Origin of the sequence: Eubacterium xylanophilum ATCC 35991 (assembly GCF_000518685.1) — a bacterium.
Taxonomy (GTDB): domain Bacteria; phylum Bacillota; class Clostridia; order Lachnospirales; family Lachnospiraceae; genus Eubacterium_F; species Eubacterium_F xylanophilum.
In genome coordinates, this window is record NZ_JAEB01000034.1 from 1 (window position 1) to 24517 (window position 24517).

The following is a 24517-nucleotide window of genomic DNA, read 5'->3' on the forward strand; positions in this document are numbered from 1 at the left end:
AGTCAATATACCAGCAAGGAATATCGAGATGCTATCAAAAAATGCGGCGTAGTTCAAAGTATGAATAGTGACGGTGGTCGCTGTCATGATAATGCTCGATGCGAGAGTATGTGGGCAAGGTTCAAAACGGAGCTTCTCTACGATAGATATGATACCAAATCTATGACTGTCAAAGAGTTAAAAACAGTTATCTGGAGGTACTTCATGTCCTATTGGAACAACCGAAGGATCTGCTCTGCTAACGGAGGACTCCCTCCTGCAGCTAAACGCAGGAAATACTATGATTCACAGCCCGTTGCGGCATAGTGATAAATTTTCCCAAAGAAATCTGCCAACCAATATTGACAATTTCAATCCGTATGTACTATTTGCATGGCAAAGAATGTGTGAGCTTCTTACAAAGAACATCGAAATAGCAGATGAAGTAGACACGGAAAAGCTCAGAGAGATGATACCCGATATTAAACAGGTAATGTTCATGAGGGCAAATCAAATTCAGAAGAAGTTGACTGCTATTTTTTCTAAATGTGGAATTGCTTTTAGAATTGTTCCAAACTTCACTGGTGCGCCGGTGCAGGGCTTTATTAAGAAAACAGAAGATGGGGTATTAATTCTCTGTATGACATTGAGACAAAAGTTTGCTGATATCTTCTGGTTTACGCTGTTTCACGAAATTGCCCATATTTTAAATGGCGACACAAAACATGAATTCATTGATTTTGATTCAGTTTCAGGAGAAGTTGAATCAAAGGCTGATAGTATGGCAGGCGAGTTTCTGATTGATTCAAAGGCATACAAGAAATTTGTGGCTGCAGAGGGATATAAACGAGCAAGTGAGATTAAACGATTTGCAAGCACACAGAATGTGAAAGATTATATTGTCCAAGGTAGGCTTATGAAGGAAGAAATAATTCCTTGGAAGGCTCGACCAAGATACGAGTGGGCGTAGTATTGATAATGATTTGGTTATAATTTTTTCCTTACGCTTTGGAATTTGAACTATGCTCATGATAAAGCGCAAAATAAAGCGCAAATAAAGCGCAGAAATCGTTCGGAACATTTTTCTTGACAAACTATGTTGTGGGAAATTACAACAAAGCTAAGTATATATCAAGTGTTGGATGCGGATTTATCTATGTGCACAGCTTAGGAGGTAATTATGAAAAAGGGTATTGTATACGCATTATGTGTAGGTTTAACAGAACTGGCGGGATTTCTTGTTGGAATGCTAACAAGAGATGCAACGAAGATTTATGCTGAGACGATTTCAAAGCCACCGCTTTCACCACCAGGAGTAGTATTTCCGATTGCTTGGACTATTTTATATGCATTGATGGGAATAGGTCTGGCACGAATACTATTGGCGGATGGTGAAAAAAAGGCTGCTGCGAAGATTCTTTGGGGTATTCAGTTGGTGCTTAATCTGAGTTGGTGTTTTGTGTTTTTTAGTGCTCAAAGTTTTGGTGCGGCACTAGGTGTGCTGATAGGTATGTTTATTGCTGTTGTTTTGATGACATATAGATTTGGCAAGGTGGATGGGTTAGCAGCTAAACTGCAGATTCCATATATTGTGTGGCTGTGCTTTGCCACGTATCTGAATGTTGGAGTGATTTGTCTGAATTGATGGAAGATGGTTGAGACTGTGTGGTGGGAAGTGAACCGAATATTGCTAAATACAGGAGGCATCGTGCAGTGAATGTGCGGTGCCTCTTGAAATTAATTCAAGAAGATAGTATATCTTCTTCTTGGGGATGGAAGCAATATTTGGAATTAATATTGCTTTATATGAATCAAAGGGGACAACACAGAGCATGGTAAAGGTGCGTATTCGTACGATAATGCATATATGACCTAGATATTTATTCTGCAATAATTTTACAAAATAAGAAAATAATAGTTGACATCTAGGGCGATTGGGTTATAATATAGTTATGATTTTGTGAAAATACTGCAGAATGGAGATGGTGATATGCTTCTAGAGTTCAAGACAAAGAATTTCAAATCTTTCTCGGAGGAAGCCGATTTGCTTATGACGGCAGCTCCGAAACAGAAGGGACTTGATTATAGCCTATGTCGAGAGAAAATTAAGAGTAAGGAAATCCGCGGTCTTAGCACCTCTGTATTGTATGGTCCCAATGCATCAGGCAAGACTAATATTATTGGTGCGATGGATGTGCTTAGAGCTATAGTAATGCGTGGCAATATCCGGAACACGGAAGAACAGATGATGCAGAATCCAGCAGTAGCAAATTTGGAATTAATTCCAAATAATCAAGATGACGAAGGAAAACCAGTGGAGTTTATGATTGAGTTCACAGAGGCTGGATATAGGATTAGGTATGAGCTTATTATTTATGTCGGAGCATTCCTGGAGACAGAAGCAAAGAGAAGAGTTCTCAAAGAGACTCTGATGGTAAACGGAGAGATGGTTTTTGAGAGAAATGAACATTTGAAAGTTGGGACCTTTAAGTCTATCAATAATCATGTGCAGAATAGATTAGATGACAATTTGCGAGATATTGCAGAACGTGGATTGAATCCGGAAGAACTATTCCTCGTTAATGGATTCAGACTTATCTATTCCGGATCCTTTGTAAAGTTAATCATGGATTGGTTTGTAAACAAGTTTATGGTTATTTGTCGGGCTGATTCCATGCAGCTGATCAAACGATTCTCAGATCCACAAAAGAAAACTGTCTATGTTGAGAAGACTACCAATGATGCTGCGAAGATATTTGGTATTAACTCAAATGCGATCGGATATGTGGTTGCAGATGATGAGTCAGAGACGAGATTGTGCTCAATCTTCAAGAATTTGAAGAACGAGAATAATGTGGCAATAGCTGCAGAGGTTTTTGAATCATATGGAACGATTCGGTTTATCACGCTTTTTCCGCTTGTTATAAAGGCTATACTTACAGGCGCTGTGTTGATAGTGGATGAATTTGATGCATCAATTCATCCGATGGCACTAAACAGTATTATCAATGTATTTCACAATGATGACGTCAATGTTAAGCATGCACAATTGATTTTTAATACTCACAATCCTATTTTTTTAAACTCCAATATTTTCCGGAGAGATGAGATCAAATTTGTAGAGCGTGAGGAAGAAACTAACAATAGCATCCTTTATGCGTTGTCAGATTTTGGCACTACAGGCGACAAGGGAGTGAGACAGCATGAGGATTATATGAAAAACTATTTTATTGGTCGTTATGGTGCGATAAAGGATATTGACTTTACTACGATTTTTGAAGAACTTCTCGCAGGGGAGGTGGCTGAATGATCAAACGGAAAAGTACGCTGAAATATTACTTTAGTGTGGAGGGAGAAACAGAACTGTGGTATCTGGAATGGCTTCAGGATCAGATTAACAACACTCTTGAAGCCAGTAGTAAAGTTTCCTTTAATAAACAGATTCAGAAGGACCCATTGAAGCGAGCAAAATCGCTAGCAATAACGAGCAAGGTTGAAATATGGCATCTGTCTGATTATGAAAGCTCAGAAGAGATTCATGTGAAGCAGTTTAGAGAAACCATTGATCGTATGGCTGATACAAAGGGACTTAAAAAACAGATAACCTATAAATTTGGGTATAGCAACTTTACATTTGACCTCTGGATGATTCTTCATAAGATAGATTGTCGTGGATCTTTTTCACACAGAAAGCAATACATTATACCAATCAATAAGGCATATGACGAAAGTTTTGAAAATATGGATGAGTTCAAGCATGAAGCGAATTTTAAAAGATGTTTGAAGAAACTGTCGCTTGGGGATGTGATTGAAGCTGTTAAGAGAGCAAAAATTATTATGGATATCAATGAGAAGAATGGTTACACATTGCAGCGTTACAAAGGATACTCATATTACAAGGAGAATCCATCGATGATGATTTGGGAGATTATTGAGAAAATACTTTTAGATTGTGAATTGATGTAGGGAGTATGTAAAGCTTATTTTTGTGTTATGTTATATTCAACAGATTCCACCGAGCCTCAAAAGGCGTTTTGTAATTGTTATAAGAATGCGGACGCACGTGGTTATTATAATGGTCTCATAATTGTAGACACTGATGAAGACAATTATCAAAATTAAATCTCCCCATGGAGCTTTGGAGGTAATTTTTATGAAAAAAAGTATATTTATATTAGTCATGCTTGTCTTGGCATATGTTTTTTATGGGAGCAATGATGTTCAGGCAGAAGAGGGACATGACACGCATTTGACGGCTGAAAGCATTGAATATGGGAAAGAATATTCCAAAAAACTACTCGATAAAGATGATGTGGATTGGTATAAGTTTACAGTCAATCAAGAAATTGGATGTGATTTGTTTGTGACATCACATATCCCCGACGCGAGTTTGAGAGTTGAGCTTTATTCAGATGATGGAGAGTGTTTGGATGAAGGGAAAGGATATTATTTTGACAAATCAGTGGGGTTTAAGAAGAATACAGAAGGCTATAGTTTCAACAGTTCCCGAGCCAAATGACAATTTTATTAGTTCATACAATATAAAGCTTGGAACAAGGTATCAGGGAATCATAGATTATTTAGATAGGGATGATTTTCTCAAATTCGTCATCAAAGAGGAAGCGAAGTACGATATAGAATGCTATATGCAATTGGATGGAACATTGGAACTCTTGAATTTTATGGGTGACGGAGTGCCAGAGTTCAAAGTGGCGCATTATGACAATAATGATAGCTCGAAGCAGAATATTTTACTACATCCTGGAGAATATTATTTTAAGGTGGCACCTTCTGATAAAATCTGGATATATGGAAGCGGTCATGCGATTGGGCTTTACAAGGTGAAAGTGACAAAACACGCTGAGTCTGCGGAGAGTAATGCATATAATAAAAGTGGTAATATTATATCTTCGATAAAGGCAACTGTCAAGAAATGCAAAATAAAGAAGAAGAAAAAAAAACCATTGTTTTCAAAGTAAAGTATTCTAAGAAGGAGCTTGGATCCCAAGATAAGTGCTCAGTGAAGTTTACCAAGAAGGGGATTGTTAAGAAGGTTTTGGTACGGCGCTTAAGTGGGAAGATTAAGGTTAGGGTCTTGGCGAGGCGAAAGGGAACAACGTATATGTATATTAGGCTCAATGGGAAGAAATCGGATAAGGTGAAGATAAGGGTAAGGTAGGAGGAGAGACATAGTTTGATGCCATATATTGGATCACTGTGTCTCTGACGACAGATAAGTTTTTTCACGTATAAACGACACTTGAAAAAACGAGAATAGTGATATTCATATGCAGGGATGATTTGTTTGGAAGGGGGCTTCCGATATATACATTTGTCAATAGGTGTAGGGAAGATTCGGAACTCGAACTAAACGATGGAACAATGAAAGTTTTCGTCAATGCAAGCTATGTTGGGACGGATATAAACCCTCAACTGAAGAGTTTGTTGGATTATATAGCTGGGAGTGTTCCAACAGATGAATACACTGAGAGATTGGATGAAGCCGTGAATTCAGCCAAAACCAATGAGGAATGGAGGTTGGAGTATATGACCTATGAGACAAGATTGATGGATAGATTCGAAGATGGTCTGGAGCAAGGTCGAGAGGAAGTTGCTAAGAACTTGCTAAAAGACGGAGAGCTGTCAATCGAGAAAATAGCGGTAATAACAGGGGTGGATTCAGAAACATTGGAGAGACTTCGTGAGGAAGTTGCCCAGTAGAATTAGTAACTAGGGAACCATAGAATTCAAGAGATGCCTTTATTGTATTTAACAGTTCCCACCGAGCCTATGTAGCTGAGATGCATGCGTAACGGGGTGGGACGTTTACATTAAATTATAAGTAAAGTGAAGATGAATACACTGAGAGATTAGAAGAAGCCGTAAATTTAGCCAAAACCAACGAGGAATGGAGGTTGGAGTATATGACCTATGAGACTTGTGGCTCTGCTCTTTAAATAACCTAATGCGAATTGAAATGGAGTATATAATATGACACCAACAGAAGAGTATGTTCGTCTCATTCAAAAAGCATGTCTCCATCAACAAGAATATAATCATTGTCATTGACAGCTTGAAAACCACCGGTACAAATAAAACCAATATTCGATACGTCGATACCTTTTATATTTAAGAGTTGTTCCTTTTCTATGTGGCACTCTTTCGAGGGCATAGGATGATTATAGTATTTACACTCATAGAAATCATATACTTCACCGTTTCTTCTAATGACACAATCAAACTCTCCATTTGTTTTTGTTTTTGGATCATCATACCAATAACTCCCATAATCTTCTATATCTTCTATTTTGCCCGACAAGGACAATCTGTGAAAATATTGCAGAGCAATTCCTTCTAATCGTCTGCTAATAAAGTGATCTATCGTTTCTTTAATATTTCTGTTATAAAATTGCATTTCCCCTATTCTGCTAATGGTTCCGGTTTTTCCAAAGATATATGTGAAATAAAAGCGCAAAAGATTATCAACAATCTCATAAAACTGCTTTTTTTTATCATTTTTGCGGTTAATCGGTGCTGTTTTATGTATTGCTTCCATATCCAATAATATCTTTAATTGTTTATCTAATAGTCCAGTCTCATCTTTGCCCAGTTTTTCTCGGATTTCTGTATAGCGTTTTTTTCCGTTACCTAATATTTCAAATATTCTGATATCATATGTTTTCTGTATTTCTTTTAATATAATATTCTCTATATGTGAACGAATTAACCCCGTTTCAGGAAGCAAGAGTTTTACTATATTATCCTGTAAAGAAATAGAAGGGTCTAAATTTTCTAATACATATGGACTGCCACCAAATATTGCGTAAAATGCAATTTTATCCCTTGGTGACAAATTGGTGTAAAATGCTGATGAATTATAATAATCAAAGCTATGTATATGTTGTATTAGTGAAAATCTTCCGAACAGTGGGTTATCTTCTGATAACAGTTCTTTCATTATTGTTATATAAGAACCACACAAGATTAGTTTTACATTTTGAGGAAGGTTGTCAATGAGCGACTGCATATAAGAATCCACTTCGTTTTTCTTTTTGGTTTGTTTTAGATAGGGATATTCATCAATAATTAATAATATCTGCTTATCCAAAGTTTTAAAATAGTCCATCAATGCAAACAGTGATTCAAAATGCATAAGAGGAAGAGATAAACTATCAGAAACACTTTTGTATATTAATTCAAGATTCCCTTCAAAGGTACTTGCAACACATTGATGATTAATTACAATACCATCGTAATCCTTAGCAGCTTCTCTTATAAGCGTTGATTTTCCGACTCTTCGCTTACCATATATTAAGACAGCAGTTTTCTTATTTTTATTTGAAAGCTCAGTATTCAAATCTTGTAATTCCTTTTTTCGACCGACAAACATATTTAAAACCCTCTTTCTGAATCATAGTTCTCTGAAAAAGTATTCAGAATATATATACATTATACATGTATGTTATCGTGTAGTCAATATATTTTTTTGCATCGCACTAAGACAGCCCCGTTTTGTTATAAGCAAATCGTCATATAAGGCGGTATACAAACAATGTCCTCTTTGAAACTGAGATTGCGTGGGTGGATCACATAGCACTCGCCTATACGAGCCTTGTACTTCAGCTTGCTGTTGTTGGATATCAGGAAGTCGATCAGGATGTAGCTCTTATATTCATTTTTGCCGAATTCCTCACAGATCGTTGACTTACCGATACGTCTTGCCCCTTCGATCAAAAATGCTTTCTTGCCGTTTAGCTCTTGTTTGAGAGCTAGCAGCTTATTATACATTTACGTTTCAGTATCATGATAACGCCTCATTTCCATAATGCGCAGGTTTACAACGAAATGTACTAGGGAGGCTTTTTCACGTATAAACGACACTTGAAAACCACGCAAAGTCATGATATAGTATAGATAATAAAGGCGTCTTAATAGAATTCTAGTAATATAGAATTGGGAGACACATAATTGATTAAAAATTTTGAAAGTTTAAGTATAGTAGACGATTTTATGTTTAGCAAAGTGATGAGAGATTTGGAGCTTTGCAAGACGATGATAGAGAGGCTGCTTGGGATAAAAGTAGAAAGAATTGAGCCGCCAGAGTATCAGAAGACAATTAAGCTAACCCGGGAATCAAAGGGAGTGCGCTTAGATGTATATGTTCGCGATAATAAAGCAACCATGTATGACCTAGAGATGCAGGCATATACGGAGAAGTACCTGCCACAGAGATCGAGATACTATCAGGATATGATGGACATGGATCAGATAGACGCAGGAGATTCATACCGGAACCTGAGAAAGAATATAGTGATATTCATATGCAGGGATGATTTGTTTGGAAGGGGACTTCCGATATATACATTTGTCAATAGGTGTAGGGAAGATCAAGAACTGGAACTGAACGATGGAACAATGAAAGTTTTTGTCAATGCAAGCTATGTTGGGACGGATATAAACCCTCAACTGAAAAGTTTGTTGGATTACATAGCTGGAAGTGTTCCAACAGATGAATACACTGAGAGATTGGATGAAGCCGTAAATTCAGCCAAAACCAACGAGGAATGGAGGTTGGAGTATATGACCTATGAGACTAGATTGATGGATAGATTCGAAGATGGTCTGGAGCAAGGTCGAGAGGAAGGTCGAGAGGAAGGTCGAGAGGAAAGTCGAGAGGAGGTTGCGAAGAACTTGCTAATAGACGGAGAGTTGTCAATCGAGAAAATAGCGATAATAACAGGGGTGGATTCAGAAACATTGGAGAGACTTCGTGAAGAAGTTGACCAATAGAATTAGTAACTAGAAAACCAAAGAATTCAAGAGATGCCTTTATTGTATTTAACAGTTCCCACCGAGCCTATGTAGCTGAGCTATACGCGTAACAAGGTGGGACGTTTACATTTAAAAATACGGAGTAGGATGAAAAAGTCAAGACTATTAGAAATCTAGATGGGCAATATGAGATTGTGTCGAAGCTGAATCCGTATTCAGTTAAAGATCTTTTGAAGGCACAAAAAATTATGATGGAAGGCCTGGTAAAGGAAGCTGGTGTATTCAGAAGCAAAGGTGTAGGAGTGTATGCTGGAGAGCAACTGATACATGCCGGATCGAATCGATTCGGACATTACGTTATAAAATAGAATTTGCGGAATGACGTAATGGGTGACGTAATAGATGGCGTAATAGAAAGGGAAATCTAATTAACCAATGAATACGCAGAGAGATTGGAAGAAGCCGTAAATTCAGCCAAAACCAACGAGGAATGGAGGATGGAGTATATGACCTATGAGACAAGATTGATAGATAGTTTCGAGGATGGCTTTGAGCAAGGCCGAGCGGAAGGCTTGGAGCAAGGTCGAGAGGAAATTGCTAAGAACATGCTAAAAGACGGAGGGTGGTCAATCGAGAAAATAGCGATAATAACAGGGGTGGATTCAGAGACATTAGAGAGAATTCGTGAAGAAGTTGCCCAGTAGAATTAGTAACAAGGAAACAAAGAATTAACAAAGTACGTCGAAGTATAGGTTTCTCCCAATCGGGAACAAAAGCTCCCGAATGAGATGTGAAATTGGAGAAAGGAAATTTGGTTGAAAGCTCCTTACGACTCATTCAATTTCATACCTATACATTCTGACAATATAGTTTTCCATCATTGGCAAAACCAATTTTAAGTATCCGTATTCATCGCCGTTAACTATCATTTTTTTCAATAATCGATCTCGGTACGGGGTATACTTATTGTTATCCAAGTTGCAAATTTTCTTGATATCACTGGCTTTTCCGGTTTTGGAAGTAGCGATAGCATATAGGAGCTTTTTATCATTTCTTGATAATTCTGACCATATTTTTTCGTATAGGCAGTCTTCGAGATATTGCTGGTATTCCCTTAGCGCACTTTTATAATCTCCATCATATTTGTAAGTAAAATATCCAAGCACCTGAAATGCAAAAGAATAACCTTTGGTGAGCTGTGCCATTTTCTCGGAGTCCTCTAAGCTTACATTTAGGTTGTTTCTATAGTTTTCGGATATTGTTCCTAAGTTAAGCGGTTTTAGTTTGATTTGTGGCGCTCGATATAAAAATGTCAGATTCTTTTCATTCATAAGATTGCTTATATTTTCATAGAGTCCCGTCATTATCAAATATATTGGTAAGTCATCTCTTATCAGAATCTGAAAAATACTGGAGAACTCCTTGACAGAGTCATTTGCAATAATTTCATCGATGCAAACAAGGAGTTTTTTTCCCGCTTTCTTAAATCTTTTGAGGGCTTCAGTGATTGGAATTTGAGGAAGTACCATTTCAGAAGTAGAATTTAACTGGACGCCGAAACCCATTGCGGATATTCCGCCGATTTTTTTTACGATTTTTGAGAATTTTTTATCTTCATATAGGGTTTGGCACAGTGACAGTAAAAGATCCTGCGATGTGCTGAGCTCAATACACTCCCAATCTTTTTTTGCATCTAATTCTTTTTTGATTTCAGTCATGAGAACAGTTTTACCACTTCCATGCACTCCGGTAATCATATAAACTTGATGGGTTGAGGGAGTGTTTAAAAATGAATCTACAATTTCATTAGTTTCGATTACTCTGGGAATATTTTGAAAAGGCTGCTTTCCAAAAGTTAAAGTATACGGATTATTTCTTGGATTACTAGCGTCTATATTATAACTCATACGAATTTCCTCCTGTATATTTATAGTTAAATCGTGAGAAAAGAAAGTATTTACTTGCCTTAGTGAAAATTTATCACTTTTTATCACTTTAATATATTTTTATCACTTTTTATCACTTTTATCAAGAGCTAGTTTTTAATCGATGATGGAAAGCCTTCCAAGTACGGAGAGAGTACTTGGAAGGCTTTTTTATATATAAATGGTGAAAGTCAGACTATGGGCAAAATCGCGATATACTATAGTATATCAAGGTACAGCTGTTCTTGACAGAACAGCTGTACCTTGATATACTATAGTATATCAAGGTACAGCTGTTCTTGACAGAACAGCTGTACTAAAAGAAACACTATTAATAAAGTCAAGGAATCACTCTTTGGCTGAGATGGAGGTAGAAATGATGAAATCAAAAAAACTTATTGCATTTGGAATGGCGGTGGTCATGCTCGGTGTGTTAACCCCAAATGTAGTAGCAGAGGCAAAAAAGAATTATAAGCCAGTAATAACATTGAAAGGAAAGTTGTCGAAAAAGGCGGTTTCTTTAAGGGTACGAGAGGGTCTATCACTAAAGTACAAAGCAAAAGATAAGGAAGACGGAAATATTACAAAAAAGGTTAAGATAAAAGTATATAAGCCAAGAAACGGAAAATTTAAGAAAACCAAGAAAAAGATAGTTTTTCTAAAGGCTGGAAAATATAAAGTGAGATTTAGTGTTAAAGACAGTAAAAAAAGAAAAACAACTAGAAATGTAGTGGTTAATGTAAAAGCCTTAAATTCACCTAGACCATCGGCAGAAGGTAAGAATATTGATGCTCAATCTATTATAAGTGAACCAGTTGCAAGTGAAAAGCCTGTTGTGACGAAAGCATCAGACGTAAATACCAATAATCAAGTGGTTTTAGATGAGACAGACGTTTCTGCGTTGAAAAAAATAATTGAAAGCGAAAATGAGAAGGGATTGAATCTTCCTAGCAATATACTTGATGAGAAAGCTTATGACTGGGATAATGGAAAGTTAATAGGAATAAATTGGATGATTACTGACGATGACATGCCCGGCGCGATTAATATTTCTTTAGAAGGCCTTAATAATTTGAAAAAATTGAATTTGACGGGCGTTGATTCCCCATATATTTCTTTGAATACAAGAAATAATACGGAATTACAAGAGCTGAGACTGATAAATTTTAATCTCTCGCAAGAGAGCATCGATATTCGTAATAATAAAAAGTTAAAAGTGCTTGATTTGGAATCTAATAAATCTGTGTATGGTGTTGGAAAAGAAAAATTTGATGCAAGCCAAAATACTGAATTGGAACGAGTATGTATTGGAGCATGTGGTGAATATGATGAGCTCGATGTACAGAATTGTAAAAAATTGAAGTATTTGGATTGTTATTCGTTTAAAAAAGTAAAGTTTGGGAAACATGATGAGTTGGAAGAGTTGAAGTTGCATGGTGTTGATGATTTTGATATTAGTAATTGTACGAACCTGAAGACGCTTGAATTTATGCATTGTCCTAATATAGACTTGAGCAAGAATATCAATCTAGAGAAGATTGATTGTCACTCAGGAGACGTAACGGAGTTGGATGTAAGTGGCTGTGAAAACTTGAAAAGTTTGGATTGTTCATACAATAAAATCTCAAAATTAGATATCAGTAAGAATATAAAATTAGAGAATTTAAAATGTGATAATAATAAACTTGACAGACTGGATATTAGTAATAATGTTAATCTTGGGTACCTAAATTGCTCAGATAATTCGTTGACATATCTATATGCGAGTCAATGCAAGAAAATATATACTCTTATGTGCAGTAATAATAATATTGGGCAATTAGATATAGCTGGATTGGAAGAGATTGTTATATTGCTTTGTAACAATAACAATATAAGATATTTAAATGTAAGTTCGACAGTCTGGGGAGATTTGGATTGCTCTAATAATCAGCTCAGAGAATTAGAGCTGACTGGTGGGGTTGGCGGCTGTAGTCTTTCTTGTCATCACAATTACTTGAAGTATGTTGATCTGAGATCAGTATATTATGAGTGTGGCTCTGATGAGCGTATGCGCAATTTGTATTTACAGAAAGACGAAAATGAAAATATAGTTGAAGTTCCTGTATATTTTTAAAGTTAATAAATCAGGATATTAGTGTAGTGTTATTGGAAATAATTCAAAAAGGAGGAAAGTTTTGCGAGGGATGTGAAACAGTTGTGCCAGTTACAAATAAGAAAGGAAATCTTCTATCGCAAAACAATGTATGAAAATGAGTAAAAAGCCTATTATTATCGGTGGAGTTGTGGTTGTTGCTATTATAGTGGCCTTATTATTGTTTGTAAATCGAGTAAAAACAATTGATGTGAGAGATTACACCAAGGTTTCATTTGATGGCGGAGATGGGTTTGGGAAGGCAATAGTTGATATTGATAAAACACGATTAAGAGCTGACTTTGCTAAAGCAGCAGGAATTGATGCCGACTCATTGGATAATGCGAGTGATTTGGAGGATCTCGCAGGTGGTTTTAATGATGCGATTACATTAGATAGTAGCATGTCAGCAGTTGAGTACAAAATTGATAAAAAAGAAGGATTGAAAAATGGAGATAAGGTTACAATTAAGTTTGATTTGAATAATGAAGAAGTAAGCAAGTACAAAGTTAAATTTGTGGGAGATACTATTGAAGAAGAAGTTACCGGCCTTACTGAGGTGCAAGTAGTTGATCCGTTTCAATATTTAAAGTATGAATTTTCTGATATATCACCGAATCTTTCAGTATCATTGACAGAAACGGAGCCTGACAAGTTATATGGTGCAAGTTTCGTGTGCGATAAGCAAACTGGAATAAAAAAGGGAGATAAACTAACAATAAGTTTAGAGATTAATGATGAAGAAAAGATTATCGAGGAACATGGAGTTAGATTTAATCCGACGGAAAAGGTGATTACTGTTGATAAGGTAGATGAATATGTTTCGGATGTTAAGAAGCTCGACAAGAAAATTATAAATAGTATGAAAAAACAGGCCAAAGATGTTTGTAAAGATTATCTTGCAGAGATAAAGGATACGATCAAGTCTTCAAGGTTTAAATATGAGGGATACTATTTCTTGGCAGCAAAGGAATTTGATTTTTTGGGTGAGGATAATAAAGTGATTATGGTATATTCTGTGCATTTAAAGAACACGGATAGCGATGGTTTTAGAAAAGCAAAAGTGTATTTTCCTGTCATCTTTAGCGATATTGTTGAATACGCAAATGGTAAACAATATGTTGATTTGGGATCAACAAAAATAGATGGAGTCACAGACCTTGTTTATGGGTGGTTTGCATCTATACGAGGCTACAGACAGAAATCAAAAATGAAGAACGATTTGGTTATCAGTTGTAAGTCGGAGTACACTAGTGCTTCTGTAGGATTGTAAACTTGAAGATGTTTTTGTGCATCTAAAATCCATTTTGATATCAAATTGAGATTTTCTATAAAAATTTGATGGCCGGAGCCACATGTTAGTGGTTCTGGCCTTGCTTTATAATATCAATATTCTCGACTAAATATGCATACTGGGAGAAAAAAGAGCAAAAAACATTTTTCGTCGTGATCCTTTCCAGGTCACCCATCCTTTCATTCCCTGCATCCCGCTATAGCATTTTGACAAACTCCACATATTTTGTTATTATATCAATGATATAATTACCGGAGATGAAATGCAATATGAGCCTGTGGAGGACGAAGCAACGGAGGAAAGATGCTTTGCAGGTAGCTATCTGTATGTACAGTCCAGTATAACGTATTCACGTTAGTGAAATTCTTTCATCTCCGGTTAATTATATAATAAAGTTATTGGTTGGAGAAGGATTAATGGAAATTATAGATAAAATCAAGGACCACGATCTCTGGATAAGATTTATGGAAGATAGGATATCCAAAGGATGTGTTAGGAATAAGGAATGTGAGGAGTTAAAAACATTTGTTAATGAGAGAAAATACCTGAAACTTGTTCTTCAAATAGAGCGAACCAAAGAAATGCCAGTCCCTTACTTGCTTGAGGTTAACAAAAGTAGCGTTTCTAGAAAACGTCAGGTGTTTACAGTTTCTAAAGAAGAAAACTACATCCTAAAAATGTTCGCATACTTGTTAAATGAATATGATGATATATTCTCAGAAAACTTATATTCTTTTAGAAGTGGTTCCGGAGTTAAGAAAGCTATTAGCACAATTAAGAAAAACGTTAATTTAGAGAAGGTATATACATATAAGGCAGATATTAAGGACTATTTTAATTCAATAAGTGCAGATAATGTGTTGAAAATGTTCAGCGAGTATTTGCCATCAGAAAAGTGGATGCTCTCCTTTTTAGAGAAGCTATTAAAATCCCCATTTGCAATTAAAGACGGAAGCCTGGTGGAAATCAAGAAAGGTGTAATGGCTGGCTTTCCAACAGCTGGTTTTTTAGCTAATTTGTATTTAAAAGAATTGGATGAATATTTCTTTAAAAAGGGTGTTATATATGCAAGATATTCAGATGATATTATTGTATTTGCAAATTCACAAGAAGAGATATGTGTATATGAAGATGTTATAAAAAACTTTTTGAGTTCAAAAGGACTTGAGATTAATCCAAGGAAAGAAGTTAGAACTGTACCGGGAGAAAAGATTGAATTTCTTGGAGTCGAATTTTGGGGAAATCAGATTAATGTTTCAGACATGACAGAAAAAAAGCTTAAAGCCAAAATCAAAAGAAAGGCTCGAGCGTTATATAGATGGAAAATTCGCAAAAATGCAACTGATGAGCGGACTGCTCGTGCAATGATTAGATTTTTAAATAATAAGTTTTATAACAATTCGACATATGGAGAAATCACATGGTGTAGATGGTATTTTCCATTAATCACCAAGGATGATAAACTAAAAAGAATTGATCAATATGCAGTGGACTCAATTAGATATTTGTATACAGGCAGACATGGCAAGAGTAATTACAATCTTACATATCAGGATATCAAACTGATGGGATACAGAAGTTTGGTGAATTCTTTTTGGAAATTCAAGAAGGGAAAGTATGAGGTGTCATCCTAGTGAGTGGAGAAAATTATTTGAAACGCATGTTGCTGGTCTTACAAGCTCTGCTTGTAAGACAATTAAGTCCCATGTATTTTCTTGGAATACGGCAATTATTTCTGTTTGTAAGTTTTTTGCCGTACCAGCCTAGATTTCTAAGATTCTTGTACAGGGATTTTAGTCGGTTTTACGGCAAAACTCTTATTATTTTCTAATTTTGCCGTACTCATCTTTAAATTAACTTGATGAGATTTCTATATTGTCTACTGAGTACGGCAAGATTTCTAATTTCTACAAATATTGCCGTATTCTTCGCCGAATTAGCGTGACGAGATTTCTGTCTTGTCTACTGAGTACGGCAAGATTTCTAATTTCTTCAAATATTGCCGTATTCTTCATCAAATTAGCGTGACAAGAATTCTATCTTGCCTACTGGGTACGGCAAGATTCCTAGTTTCTTCAATTTTTGCCGTACCACCTGCCCCAACCCCCAACCGCAACCCAAACCACAACCCAAACCGCAACCACCCCTCCCAACTCCCCATCCCATTTTGACAAAACCCCCATATTTTGGTATTATATACTAAACGTGTAATGCTTGAAATTGCTTGATTTTAAGCGACAAAAGAAAGGATGAAAAGTATGAAAAAGACAAAAAGAGTATATGGAATTATGGCAGCGACATTATTAGCTTCAGCGGTTCTAACTGCCTGCGGAACTACCGGTAACAACTCAACCAATAGTTCCAGTAACAATAACGCCACTAACAGTGTTCAAGCTGATGAAAGTAAAGCTACGACTACACCTGTTCAGGATAGGGAGTGTCTATATCAAGTTTCGCTTTTACAGGACTTGACTCAAGGAGACTACTATGGAAGCATTCCAGTGAGTGCATTGAAGGAGCGAGGAGATATTGGGCTTGGGACTTTTGATAAGTTAAATGGCGAGTTGATTATGTTGGATGGCAAGGTATACCGCGCTGATGGTGCAGGTAAGGTAGAAGAGGTTCCGGATGATGAGACTATTCCATTTGCTTCGGTTACATTCTTTGATGAGGATGATAAAGCAGAGTTTACGGATGTTAAGGATTTGAATGATCTGATTAAGAAGCTTGATGAGAAGTATACCAAGGATGCAGGCAATTATTTCCAGGTTGTCAAGATTAAAGGATTATATGAAAAGATGAATGTCAGAAGTGAGCTCGCACAGGAAGAGCCTTATAAGCCGCTGGCGAAAGTTATGGAGACGGATCAGAAGTTTTTTGATTATGAAAATGTTTCGGGTACCGTGGTTGGAGTGTATTGTCCGGTTTACGTAGATAAGGTGAACTCTTCGGGATGGCATTTTCACTTTGTTTCGGATGATGGAACCAAGGGGGGACATATCGTAGATCTAGCACTTGGCAAAGGCGAGGTTCAGTGGGATAAGACTACCGGTCTTGATATGGATCTTCCGGAGGCTGATCGTTTTGGAAAGTATGACTTCTCGACAGATCAGTCTGGAGATGTGAAAAAAGTAGAAAAACCAAAGGGATGATAGTTTTTGTATGAAAGAGGTGTTATAATGTTTGATTGGCTAGAATTTGATCAAAAAACCAAAAAGGGTTTTGAAGAGCAGATGGAGCAAGTGAAGGAGGTTATGGCTAGATATATAGAAAAAAATTCCCAGATTAGGGAGCTGGCTATATATGACAAGCCGGACCAGGAGACGCTTGACAAGATAATTGGATGGGATATTCCCGCCAAGGGAAGAGAAGTGCGAGATATCAGCAACGAGCTGATTGACAACGTATTTGAAAAGGCTATGGTTTTGCAGCATCCAAGATTTTTTTCCTTCGTTTCAACGGCTGTGTCGCCGTATTCGGTGGCGGGAAGTTTGTTGAGTGATATTTATAATGTCAATGCCGGAAGTTGGGAATTAGCGCCCGGAGCCGGATTAATAGAGGAGAAACTAATCAAGTGGATGGGTGGTCTTGCCGGATATGACGGAGATAATATTGGCGGAATTTTCTTGTCAGGAGCGTCCATGGCCAATATGAGTGCATTGGTGGCAGCTAGGGATTCTAGACTTTCTCCGGAGGAGTTTCCTGAGGGTGTTGTTTACTTCTCTGACCAGACTCACAGCTCGGTTGAAAAGGGGCTGAGAATCATTGGATTCCGCGAGGATCAGGCTGTCAAGATTCCGACGGATGATGAATTCAAAGTCAGAGTTGATCTTATGGAAGAAGCTATAGAGCGCGATCTAGCAGCGGGCAAGAAGCCGTTTGCTATCGTGGGAAATCTTGGAACAACTAATACGGGAACTATTGATCCACTTGAGAAACTGGGGGAGATGGCGAAGAAATATGATCTCTGGTTTCACGTTGATGGTGCTTTTGGAGGTTCAATTCTTGTGTCGCCTATTCGTCGTAATCTTGCGAAGGGCATTAGCATGTCGGACTCTTTTTCTTGGGATACACACAAATGGCTCATGCAAGTATACAGCTGCAGTTCATTGATTGTTAAGGATAAGTCGAATTTGTTCAAATCCTTTACAGAGCATCCGGAGTATCTCGCAGATGTAAGTTCTAGTGAGCACGGTGATGGCTGGGATCTGGGGCCGGAGATGTCTAGGCCTGCCAGGGCTATTAAGCTGTGGTATACGCTTCAGGCCACGGGGACGGATTTGCTGGAGGAGTTGATTGAGTATTCATTTTACAATGCTTCTCTTGTTGAGAAGGAATTGTCTAAGCGTCCGAATTGGAAGATTATATCTCATTCCAGCTGCGGAACGGTGAATTTTCGCTATGAACCGGAGGGAATGTCGGAGGAGGATGTAGACGTTCTGACGGACAAAATATCTAAGGCCATTATAGGAAGTGGATTTGCATTTATCGTCACAACAACTTTGAAGGGGCACAAGACACTCAGGATGTGCACGATTAATGCCAACACAACGGAGGAGGATATCAGGAAGACTGTGGAACTTCTCGACGAGTTGGCGAAGAGAGAGAGTAATGCTTTCACTGGATAGGAGTTAGCCGTGTGGTAGAAGGAGAATGAATCGGTAGAGGGAATATACTACGGAGGTGACCATGATGGCACTAAGAAAAAAAGTTGCATTGTTCATGACAGCGACAATGCTCACGGCGACGGTGGGAATCGTAGGTAACGGTTCAACCGAGTTGCAGGCGGCAACGAAGAAGATTACTGTCAAAGTAAAATATTCCAAAGCTGTTAATCTAGGAACTACTAAGAAGTTCAAGTCGGCCAAAATCACTAAGACGAACAAAGGACTATTTTCCTCGAAAATAGTGAAGAAGAAAGGAAAGTTCAAGCTAGTGATAAAGGGAAAGAAGGCCGGAAAGGCCAAGGTAATCGTTAAGCTCAAGAAGAAAAAAGGAAGCATCAAAAAGAAATTTTCTGTGATTGTCAAGGCGGCAAAAGCTGAAGTAACAAGTGAGACGGCTGCACCGACGGCTACTTCCGCACCGGTTAACGATGTTGTCGTATCTAAGGCACCACAGACACAGGCACCAACGGTGGAACCGACTGTTGCGCCAACTGTTACACCGACGGCGACACCTGTTCCAACAACATATCCTGATTTTCTCGATATAATTGAAAATGTTCCGACGGATTACAACGTGGCTAGAGAAGGCGTGAACTACGGCGAGAAGGAAACTATAGAGTACTTTTCGACGGCTGCTACACGCGAACTCAAGGCCAATGTGCTACTCCCTGCAGGATACACTCCAGACAAAAAGTATCCTGTACTATACCTTCTTCACGGAATAGGTGGAAGTGAGAGGGACTGGGTGAGAAGTAATCCACAGGTAATCCTTGGAAATCTTGTTGCTGATGGAAAGGCCAAAGATATGATTATCGTGCTTCCAAATCACTGTGCATCAACAGAGGAGATTGCAAACTCATTTAGCGATGCCAGCGTGGCGGGATATGATAATTTTATCAATGCCATCAAAGATGATTTGATCCCATATATGGAGGCGCACTATTCTGTTGCGACAGGCAGAGAGAATACGTATATTGCCGGTTTCTCTATGGGAGGACGAAATGCACTGTATATAGGAATTAAGTTGGCAGATATGTTCGGGGGAATCGGAGCATTTGAGCCGGCGCCCGGAGTGCTTGCTTACGAGCCTGATGGAATGACAAATGGAAGCGCTGGACTTCTCAAATCAGAGGAGTTGAAGCTGCCTGATGCGTATAATGTGAAGAATACGACAATTCTCATTCTGAAGGGAAATCAGGATCAGGTAGTAAAGGAGAATCCTAAGTTGTATCACGAGACTCTAGAGGCGAATGGTACTGGACATCTCTACTATACAATAGATGGTGGACATGACCAGAACGTCGCTTGCAAAGGATTATATAACTTCTTCTTGCAGATTTTCCGCGGGGAGAAATAGGTTATAATAGGGGGGGAGTTGTTTTTAATGGAGGGGTTTTATGGTAAATATTTATAAGAAGTACAGTTTAAAAATTGGGTTGGTATTTACCATTGTATCAGCGCTTATGACTACATTCGTGTTGAGCGCGCTATTTAGTGGCGACCCGAGAATGAATGAGTTTTTGTATGATTGCGGCATAGATATGTTGGGGGGACTGATTTGTGCGGCGTTGTACTTTGGGTGTATGAAGCAGAGTGGAGAGGGTGGAAAAGTCTTTAGAAGCCTGATTGTACTGGTGAGTTTTGTTTTTTTCATAAATGAACTTATGTACTGTGTATACCGCGTTCCGGAGAAAATCGGACTGTGTATGTTTTGCGTTCTCTGTAGCAAGATAGCGGATATTGTGATGATATATTTGTTCTATACATATGTGAAAAAAACACTTGGTCTAGACGGAAAAATGCGACTTTGGGCCGACAGAGGCTTCCCTATTTTGTCAGTATTTGAAATCATAATACTATTATCTAATATTATATATCCAACCACGTTTTCTATTACTTCCGAAGGGGTATATCAGGCAGCAGCAATGTCCTGGTTAGAGGATATTTATTTGATAGTTGCATTGACTATAACAGCTATTTTGATAATAAGATGTGGAAGTCCACGAAACCAAAAATTAGCGGCACTAACATTTATATTTTTGCCGATTATAGAGTTTGTCATACTTGGTGGACAGTTCGGAAGTGCAGGTCAGTACGGCACTGTACTGATGTCACTTGTGATTATGTATTGTGTTATTTTTAATTATAATAGTTCCAAATTATCTGCCACTCAGGCCGAACTCGACATGGCAACTGAGATACAAGCCAGCATGTTGCCTTCTATATTCCCGGCATTTCCGGCGAGAGATGAATTTGATTTATATGCAAGCATGGACCCCGCCAAGGAAGTTGGAGGCGACTTCTATGACTTTTTCATGATTGATGATAATCACCTCGGCGTTGTAATTGCAGATGTAAGTGGTAAGGGAATACCTGCTGCTTTGTTTATGATGATATCAAAGACAGTCGTTCAAAACTATGCTATGCTTGGTATCAAGGCTTCCGAGGTGCTTCGAAGGGCCAATGAAGCACTTTGTGTACAGAATAAAATGGAGATGTTTGTCACCACTTGGGTGGGCATACTAGAACTATCTACGGGTAAGATGAACTGTTCCAGTGCGGGGCATGAGTACCCGGCAATTTGTCATGACGGAAAATTTGACCTGCTCAAAGACAAGCATGGCTTTGTTCTTGGTGCTATGGATATTGCCAAATATTCCGATTATGAGATACAACTTGAAAAGGGTGACAGAATATTTGTCTATACCGATGGTGTGCCGGAAGCGACTAGCGAGGACAAGGAGCTATATGGCACGGATAGGATGATAGAAGCGCTTAATACTTGCGCAGATGGCACGCCAAAGGATATATTAAATACAGTTCGTGAGTCAGTAGACAGTTTTGTTGGCAATGCAGAACAGTTTGATGACCTCACCATGGTCTGCCTTGAGTATAGAGGATAGTATTTCACATGGTTGTGTTATCCATTATTTTGTGATACAATGAAAGGGTTATATCGGCTCTGTTATGTGCCGATGTTCTTCCAAGAAAGAGTATGAAAGAGTCGAGTGACGAGGGGGAAAAGTATGAATTTTCAGGAATTCGTAGATGGAATGGGTGCGATGACATGCGTAGTATCGGTGGAAAAGATTAAAGGCGGTAGATATGGTGATATAAGGATTGTCACGGGTAATAAATCTTATATTGAGTCTATTGAGAAACCTTTTTCCGGCGCTGAGATGCTGACTAAGAAGTTTGTGCCAAATCAATTATATACGGAATATTTGACAAGAGATATCAACTTTGAAGAGTATTGCTATCAGGCAGCAGTTCACAATAAGTGCCTGCACTCATATGCACATCCGGACAGAGCAAATGTGTGGTTTAACATGATATTCTTGCCTGTCTCATATAAAGAAGAAAATATTCATTATTGTACATATACCATGGAGATCAATTATGAAGCTAGTTCGAAGCGCTTGTCCAACGTATCAGGGGAAGTTGCGTCCTTTGTTCTTGAGTCCTATCTAAAACTTAGAAACCAAAAAGACTTTACCAATAGCATGAGCGAAGTTATGTACGACTTTAGGGAAATGTGCAGCGCTGATTACTGTGGTGTTGTCACCAGAGATCAGTATGAGGATAAATGGTCTCTCCTAGCTGAAAACATGAGCGATAGAATGCTCGAAGTAAAAAAAGATGGGGTTATGGGTGATGATTTTTATGAGCTCGTCAAGTCTTGGGAGCAGACTATTGCAGGAAGTAATTGTTTGATTGCTAAGAATGAATCAGATATGCTAGTCATCAAGGAGAGGAATCCTGAGTGGTATGAATCCCTCACGTATTCCAATGTAAAGTCCATTGTATTATTCCCATTAAAGAATAGAGATAATGATCTTCTCGGCTATATGTGGGTTATCAATATTGATCCCGATAGAGCTTTGGAGATAAAGGAACTTCTCGAGTTGACAACAGATGTTCTCGCATCAGAAATCAACAACTATCTGCTTCTGAAACGCCTTAAAACCTTGAGTTCAAGGGATATGCTGACAGGCGTTATGAACAGAAATGAGATGAATAATGATGTCGAAAGAATCCTAATGGAGTCAGAGCAAAAGTCAAAATCTGTGGGAGTTATATTTACAGATCTCAACGGTCTAAAGAGAATTAATGACAGAAGAGGTCATGTGGCCGGAGACAAAGTTTTGGTAAAAGCAGCCAAGATTTTGAATGAAGTTGTTAAGGAAGATGCTATTTATAGAGTTGGTGGAGACGAATTTGTAGTTATCCTTCCGGGTGCCGATGAAGAGAAGATCAACAAGTTGATCGAGGGAATTAGAAGTCGAAATAATGATTATGATGATGTGACATTTGCCATAGGTGGTTGCGTTGCCAAAGATATGAAGGATATCAATAAGGCGCTTAGTATAGCTGATGAGCACATGTATAATGACAAAAGACAGTTTTACAAGGAGAGAGCTCATATTCTGTAGATTCTTATTATGGGGGGCTTTATGTTTAAATTGTCGCAAAAGAGCGAAGTGAATAAAGAATCACAAAAGATACTCATATATTGGCTGTTGCTGATGGTGATTATGATTGCTTCCGATATTGGTCTGATTATACTAAAGTCTAAAACAGAAGTGATTGTTGTAAGCATTTGTATATCTGCATTTTGTGCGATTATGGGCATCTATGTGATAAAAAGATTTTATAGAGATGTTGTAAAACCGGCAAAAACACTTGAAAAAACAGGCGATTCCACCTTAGAGATTAGATTGGCTAGAGTCAGAAAGAGGAAGCGCGGACGCGATATGTATGAAATAGTAGATTCTTATCGACGTGGCTATTTTTTTACACTTGCAATTATAATAGGTGTTGCGACACTATTAGTTATGGGCGCCATGATTCTCAAGATGAACGAGTATGATAATATTAACATTCCATTTTATTGGGGGATTATAATATCTATAGTAATCATGATTATTAGTGTTTTTGCAGCTAGAAAACAGGATTTGTTTTTTCTTTCCAGCAGGGATCTTAAGTCTGCTATAGAACAAAGAGGGTTTGATGAGATAAGAGTGAACAATGACTTTATGATGGCTAATTACCATGAAATGTTTAAGGGAATGATGGCAGTGGGAATTAGCTATTATGTCGTTTTTATGCAAAAATTTTGCTATGTCGGTGAGATTAGTAGTATCTCCAAGATAGGAAAATTTTCCGTGACTCAAAAACTTAATAAGACCAAGATAACTAGATATTTTATTAGAATTTATGAAAAAAATGGAACCATAAATCGCCTTATGTGTGGTGATAGTATATCCCAAGAACTCATTGCCAGAGATTTTCAAAGCAAAGGCTTTGAGGTGGTGGATGAAGAATTATAAACTGATATGCCTTCCGGACTTTGTCTGAGGAGGCATTTTTAGTGAAAAAAATTATTGGAAACGCATATTGCCGGGGGATGTTGCACCAGCGGTTGGACGTCTTTTACGGAAAATTTCTTGGATACTCTCTTTTTTGCCGTACCATACTCTTATTCAATCACTCGTTCAGCAATTCTATCTCCATTTACGGAAATTTCTTTGAATTTCTTAGTTTTTTCCGTACTTCTTCTTCTACTTGCATTCTCTGTTCAGCCCTTTTTTTTTAAGAATACGGCTAGATTTCTTGTTCCAGCCATTCTAGCCGTACTGACCACCAAAAATGTCGTGACACAGTTCCCCCAGTTTCCCCTCAGTACGGCTAGATTTCCTGCTCCAGCCATTCTAGCCGTACCGCCCCTCAAAATACCGTGACACAG

23 protein-coding genes are annotated in these 24517 nt (G+C 37.9%); 20 read left to right on the forward strand and 3 right to left on the reverse strand.

The genetic code is table 11. The features are described from left to right. The 9 genes from L877_RS0106520 to L877_RS12475 all read left to right on the forward strand — a co-directional run. The coding region (locus tag L877_RS0106520) for an integrase core domain-containing protein (protein WP_026834679.1) at positions 1 to 306 on the forward strand (306 nt) is incomplete at its 5' end. Continuing rightward, entirely contained in the window at positions 281 to 949 is a 669-nt protein-coding gene (locus L877_RS12470; RefSeq protein WP_051437721.1) for an ImmA/IrrE family metallo-endopeptidase, read from the forward strand. The genes L877_RS0106520 and L877_RS12470, both read left to right, overlap by 26 nt. A gap of 210 nt (positions 950 to 1159) precedes the next feature. Beyond that, entirely contained in the window at positions 1160 to 1624 is a 465-nt protein-coding gene (locus L877_RS0106530; protein ID WP_026835391.1) for a TspO/MBR family protein, read from the forward strand. 315 nt (positions 1625 to 1939) lie between these two features. Beyond that, the gene (locus L877_RS0106535) at positions 1940 to 3289 is read left to right on the forward strand and encodes an AAA family ATPase (RefSeq protein WP_341349138.1); all 1350 of its coding nucleotides are present in this window, start codon (positions 1940 to 1942) and stop codon (positions 3287 to 3289) included. After that, the gene (locus L877_RS0106540) at positions 3286 to 3945 is read left to right on the forward strand and encodes an RloB domain-containing protein (protein ID WP_026835393.1); all 660 of its coding nucleotides are present in this window, start codon (positions 3286 to 3288) and stop codon (positions 3943 to 3945) included. Before L877_RS0106535 ends, L877_RS0106540 begins: the two co-directional genes overlap by 4 nt. A gap of 187 nt (positions 3946 to 4132) precedes the next feature. After that, on the forward strand, positions 4133 to 4498 hold the full coding sequence (locus tag L877_RS0106545) for a hypothetical protein (protein WP_026835394.1): 366 nt from the start codon (positions 4133 to 4135) through the stop codon (positions 4496 to 4498). Then, complete coding sequence (locus L877_RS0106550) at positions 4410 to 4958, forward strand: hypothetical protein (protein WP_026835395.1); 549 nt, start codon at positions 4410 to 4412, stop codon at positions 4956 to 4958. Before L877_RS0106545 ends, L877_RS0106550 begins: the two co-directional genes overlap by 89 nt. Further along, on the forward strand, positions 4913 to 5158 hold the full coding sequence (locus L877_RS14265; protein WP_026835396.1) for a hypothetical protein: 246 nt from the start codon (positions 4913 to 4915) through the stop codon (positions 5156 to 5158). The genes L877_RS0106550 and L877_RS14265 overlap by 46 nt, the downstream gene beginning before the upstream one ends. A 122-nt stretch (positions 5159 to 5280) precedes the next feature. After that, a complete protein-coding gene (locus tag L877_RS12475; RefSeq protein ID WP_156923004.1) occupies positions 5281 to 5700 on the forward strand; it encodes a hypothetical protein in 420 nt (139 codons plus the stop codon). 298 nt (positions 5701 to 5998) lie between these two features. Here the strand turns inward: L877_RS12475 and L877_RS0106565 are convergent, their stop codons facing one another. Together L877_RS0106565 and L877_RS0106570 are read right to left on the reverse strand one after the other, a co-directional pair. Beyond that, the gene (locus tag L877_RS0106565) at positions 5999 to 7369 is read right to left on the reverse strand and encodes an AAA family ATPase (RefSeq protein WP_026835397.1); all 1371 of its coding nucleotides are present in this window, start codon (positions 7367 to 7369) and stop codon (positions 5999 to 6001) included. A 125-nt stretch (positions 7370 to 7494) separates the two neighbouring features. Further along, entirely contained in the window at positions 7495 to 7767 is a 273-nt protein-coding gene (locus L877_RS0106570) for an AAA family ATPase (RefSeq protein ID WP_026835398.1), read from the reverse strand. Positions 7768 to 7947: 180 nt separating this feature from the next. On the opposite strand from L877_RS0106570, the gene L877_RS0106575 reads away from it, so the two are divergent. Both L877_RS0106575 and L877_RS0106585 read left to right on the forward strand, forming a co-directional pair. Further along, complete coding sequence (locus L877_RS0106575; RefSeq protein ID WP_026835399.1) at positions 7948 to 8769, forward strand: Rpn family recombination-promoting nuclease/putative transposase; 822 nt, start codon at positions 7948 to 7950, stop codon at positions 8767 to 8769. Positions 8770 to 9203: 434 nt separating this feature from the next. After that, a complete protein-coding gene (locus tag L877_RS0106585; RefSeq protein ID WP_207637242.1) occupies positions 9204 to 9455 on the forward strand; it encodes a hypothetical protein in 252 nt (83 codons plus the stop codon). A gap of 129 nt (positions 9456 to 9584) precedes the next feature. Here the strand turns inward: L877_RS0106585 and L877_RS0106590 are convergent, their stop codons facing one another. Then, positions 9585 to 10658 carry an ATP-binding protein gene (locus tag L877_RS0106590; RefSeq protein WP_051437723.1) on the reverse strand — a complete coding sequence of 358 codons (1074 nt, stop codon included), beginning with the start codon at positions 10656 to 10658 and terminating at the stop codon, positions 9585 to 9587. 394 nt (positions 10659 to 11052) lie between these two features. On the opposite strand from L877_RS0106590, the gene L877_RS0106595 reads away from it, so the two are divergent. From L877_RS0106595 to L877_RS0106645, 9 genes are all read left to right on the forward strand, one after another. Continuing rightward, entirely contained in the window at positions 11053 to 12792 is a 1740-nt protein-coding gene (locus L877_RS0106595) for a leucine-rich repeat domain-containing protein (protein ID WP_156923006.1), read from the forward strand. Positions 12793 to 12922: 130 nt separating this feature from the next. Beyond that, positions 12923 to 14083, forward strand: a complete 1161-nt coding sequence (locus L877_RS0106605; protein ID WP_026835403.1) for a hypothetical protein — start codon at positions 12923 to 12925, stop codon at positions 14081 to 14083. Positions 14084 to 14520: 437 nt separating this feature from the next. Further along, positions 14521 to 15738, forward strand: a complete 1218-nt coding sequence (locus L877_RS0106610) for a reverse transcriptase/maturase family protein (RefSeq protein WP_026835404.1) — start codon at positions 14521 to 14523, stop codon at positions 15736 to 15738. Positions 15739 to 16362: 624 nt separating this feature from the next. Continuing rightward, positions 16363 to 17256, forward strand: a complete 894-nt coding sequence (gene budA, locus L877_RS12480) for an acetolactate decarboxylase (protein ID WP_051437724.1) — start codon at positions 16363 to 16365, stop codon at positions 17254 to 17256. Positions 17257 to 17283: 27 nt separating this feature from the next. Continuing rightward, positions 17284 to 18732: a pyridoxal phosphate-dependent decarboxylase family protein gene (locus tag L877_RS0106625; RefSeq protein WP_026835406.1), complete on the forward strand. Its 1449-nt coding sequence runs from the start codon at positions 17284 to 17286 to the stop codon at positions 18730 to 18732. A 61-nt stretch (positions 18733 to 18793) separates the two neighbouring features. Further along, positions 18794 to 20128 carry an alpha/beta hydrolase gene (locus L877_RS13470; RefSeq protein WP_084554805.1) on the forward strand — a complete coding sequence of 445 codons (1335 nt, stop codon included), beginning with the start codon at positions 18794 to 18796 and terminating at the stop codon, positions 20126 to 20128. 40 nt (positions 20129 to 20168) lie between these two features. Then, complete coding sequence (locus tag L877_RS13475) at positions 20169 to 21674, forward strand: PP2C family protein-serine/threonine phosphatase (RefSeq protein ID WP_051437726.1); 1506 nt, start codon at positions 20169 to 20171, stop codon at positions 21672 to 21674. A gap of 123 nt (positions 21675 to 21797) precedes the next feature. After that, positions 21798 to 23204 (forward strand): GGDEF domain-containing protein, encoded by a 1407-nt coding sequence (locus tag L877_RS0106640; protein ID WP_026835407.1) that lies wholly within the window; start codon positions 21798 to 21800, stop codon positions 23202 to 23204. A 21-nt stretch (positions 23205 to 23225) separates the two neighbouring features. After that, positions 23226 to 24101, forward strand: a complete 876-nt coding sequence (locus L877_RS0106645) for a hypothetical protein (protein ID WP_026835408.1) — start codon at positions 23226 to 23228, stop codon at positions 24099 to 24101. Positions 24102 to 24517 lie beyond the last annotated feature (416 nt).

What these genes read in the sequence shown, in the direction of transcription:
- L877_RS12470 (WP_051437721.1), top strand. Translation starts at nt 281, where the DNA reads ATGATTCACAGCCCGTTGCGGCATAGTGATAAATTTTCCCAAAGAAAT.
- L877_RS0106530 (WP_026835391.1), top strand. Translation starts at nt 1,160, where the DNA reads ATGAAAAAGGGTATTGTATACGCATTATGTGTAGGTTTAACAGAACTG.
- L877_RS0106540 (WP_026835393.1), top strand. Translation starts at nt 3,286, where the DNA reads ATGATCAAACGGAAAAGTACGCTGAAATATTACTTTAGTGTGGAGGGA.
- L877_RS0106545 (WP_026835394.1), top strand. Translation starts at nt 4,133, where the DNA reads ATGAAAAAAAGTATATTTATATTAGTCATGCTTGTCTTGGCATATGTT.
- L877_RS0106550 (WP_026835395.1), top strand. Translation starts at nt 4,410, where the DNA reads ATGAAGGGAAAGGATATTATTTTGACAAATCAGTGGGGTTTAAGAAGA.
- L877_RS14265 (WP_026835396.1), top strand. Translation starts at nt 4,913, where the DNA reads ATGCAAAATAAAGAAGAAGAAAAAAAAACCATTGTTTTCAAAGTAAAG.
- L877_RS0106565 (WP_026835397.1), bottom strand. Translation starts at nt 7,369, where the DNA reads ATGTTTGTCGGTCGAAAAAAGGAATTACAAGATTTGAATACTGAGCTT.
- L877_RS0106570 (WP_026835398.1), bottom strand. Translation starts at nt 7,767, where the DNA reads ATGTATAATAAGCTGCTAGCTCTCAAACAAGAGCTAAACGGCAAGAAA.
- L877_RS0106590 (WP_051437723.1), bottom strand. Translation starts at nt 10,658, where the DNA reads ATGAGTTATAATATAGACGCTAGTAATCCAAGAAATAATCCGTATACT.
- L877_RS0106595 (WP_156923006.1), top strand. Translation starts at nt 11,053, where the DNA reads ATGATGAAATCAAAAAAACTTATTGCATTTGGAATGGCGGTGGTCATG.
- L877_RS0106605 (WP_026835403.1), top strand. Translation starts at nt 12,923, where the DNA reads ATGAAAATGAGTAAAAAGCCTATTATTATCGGTGGAGTTGTGGTTGTT.
- L877_RS0106610 (WP_026835404.1), top strand. Translation starts at nt 14,521, where the DNA reads ATGGAAATTATAGATAAAATCAAGGACCACGATCTCTGGATAAGATTT.
- budA (WP_051437724.1), top strand. Translation starts at nt 16,363, where the DNA reads ATGAAAAAGACAAAAAGAGTATATGGAATTATGGCAGCGACATTATTA.
- L877_RS0106625 (WP_026835406.1), top strand. Translation starts at nt 17,284, where the DNA reads ATGTTTGATTGGCTAGAATTTGATCAAAAAACCAAAAAGGGTTTTGAA.
- L877_RS13470 (WP_084554805.1), top strand. Translation starts at nt 18,794, where the DNA reads ATGATGGCACTAAGAAAAAAAGTTGCATTGTTCATGACAGCGACAATG.
- L877_RS13475 (WP_051437726.1), top strand. Translation starts at nt 20,169, where the DNA reads ATGGTAAATATTTATAAGAAGTACAGTTTAAAAATTGGGTTGGTATTT.
- L877_RS0106640 (WP_026835407.1), top strand. Translation starts at nt 21,798, where the DNA reads ATGAATTTTCAGGAATTCGTAGATGGAATGGGTGCGATGACATGCGTA.
- L877_RS0106645 (WP_026835408.1), top strand. Translation starts at nt 23,226, where the DNA reads ATGTTTAAATTGTCGCAAAAGAGCGAAGTGAATAAAGAATCACAAAAG.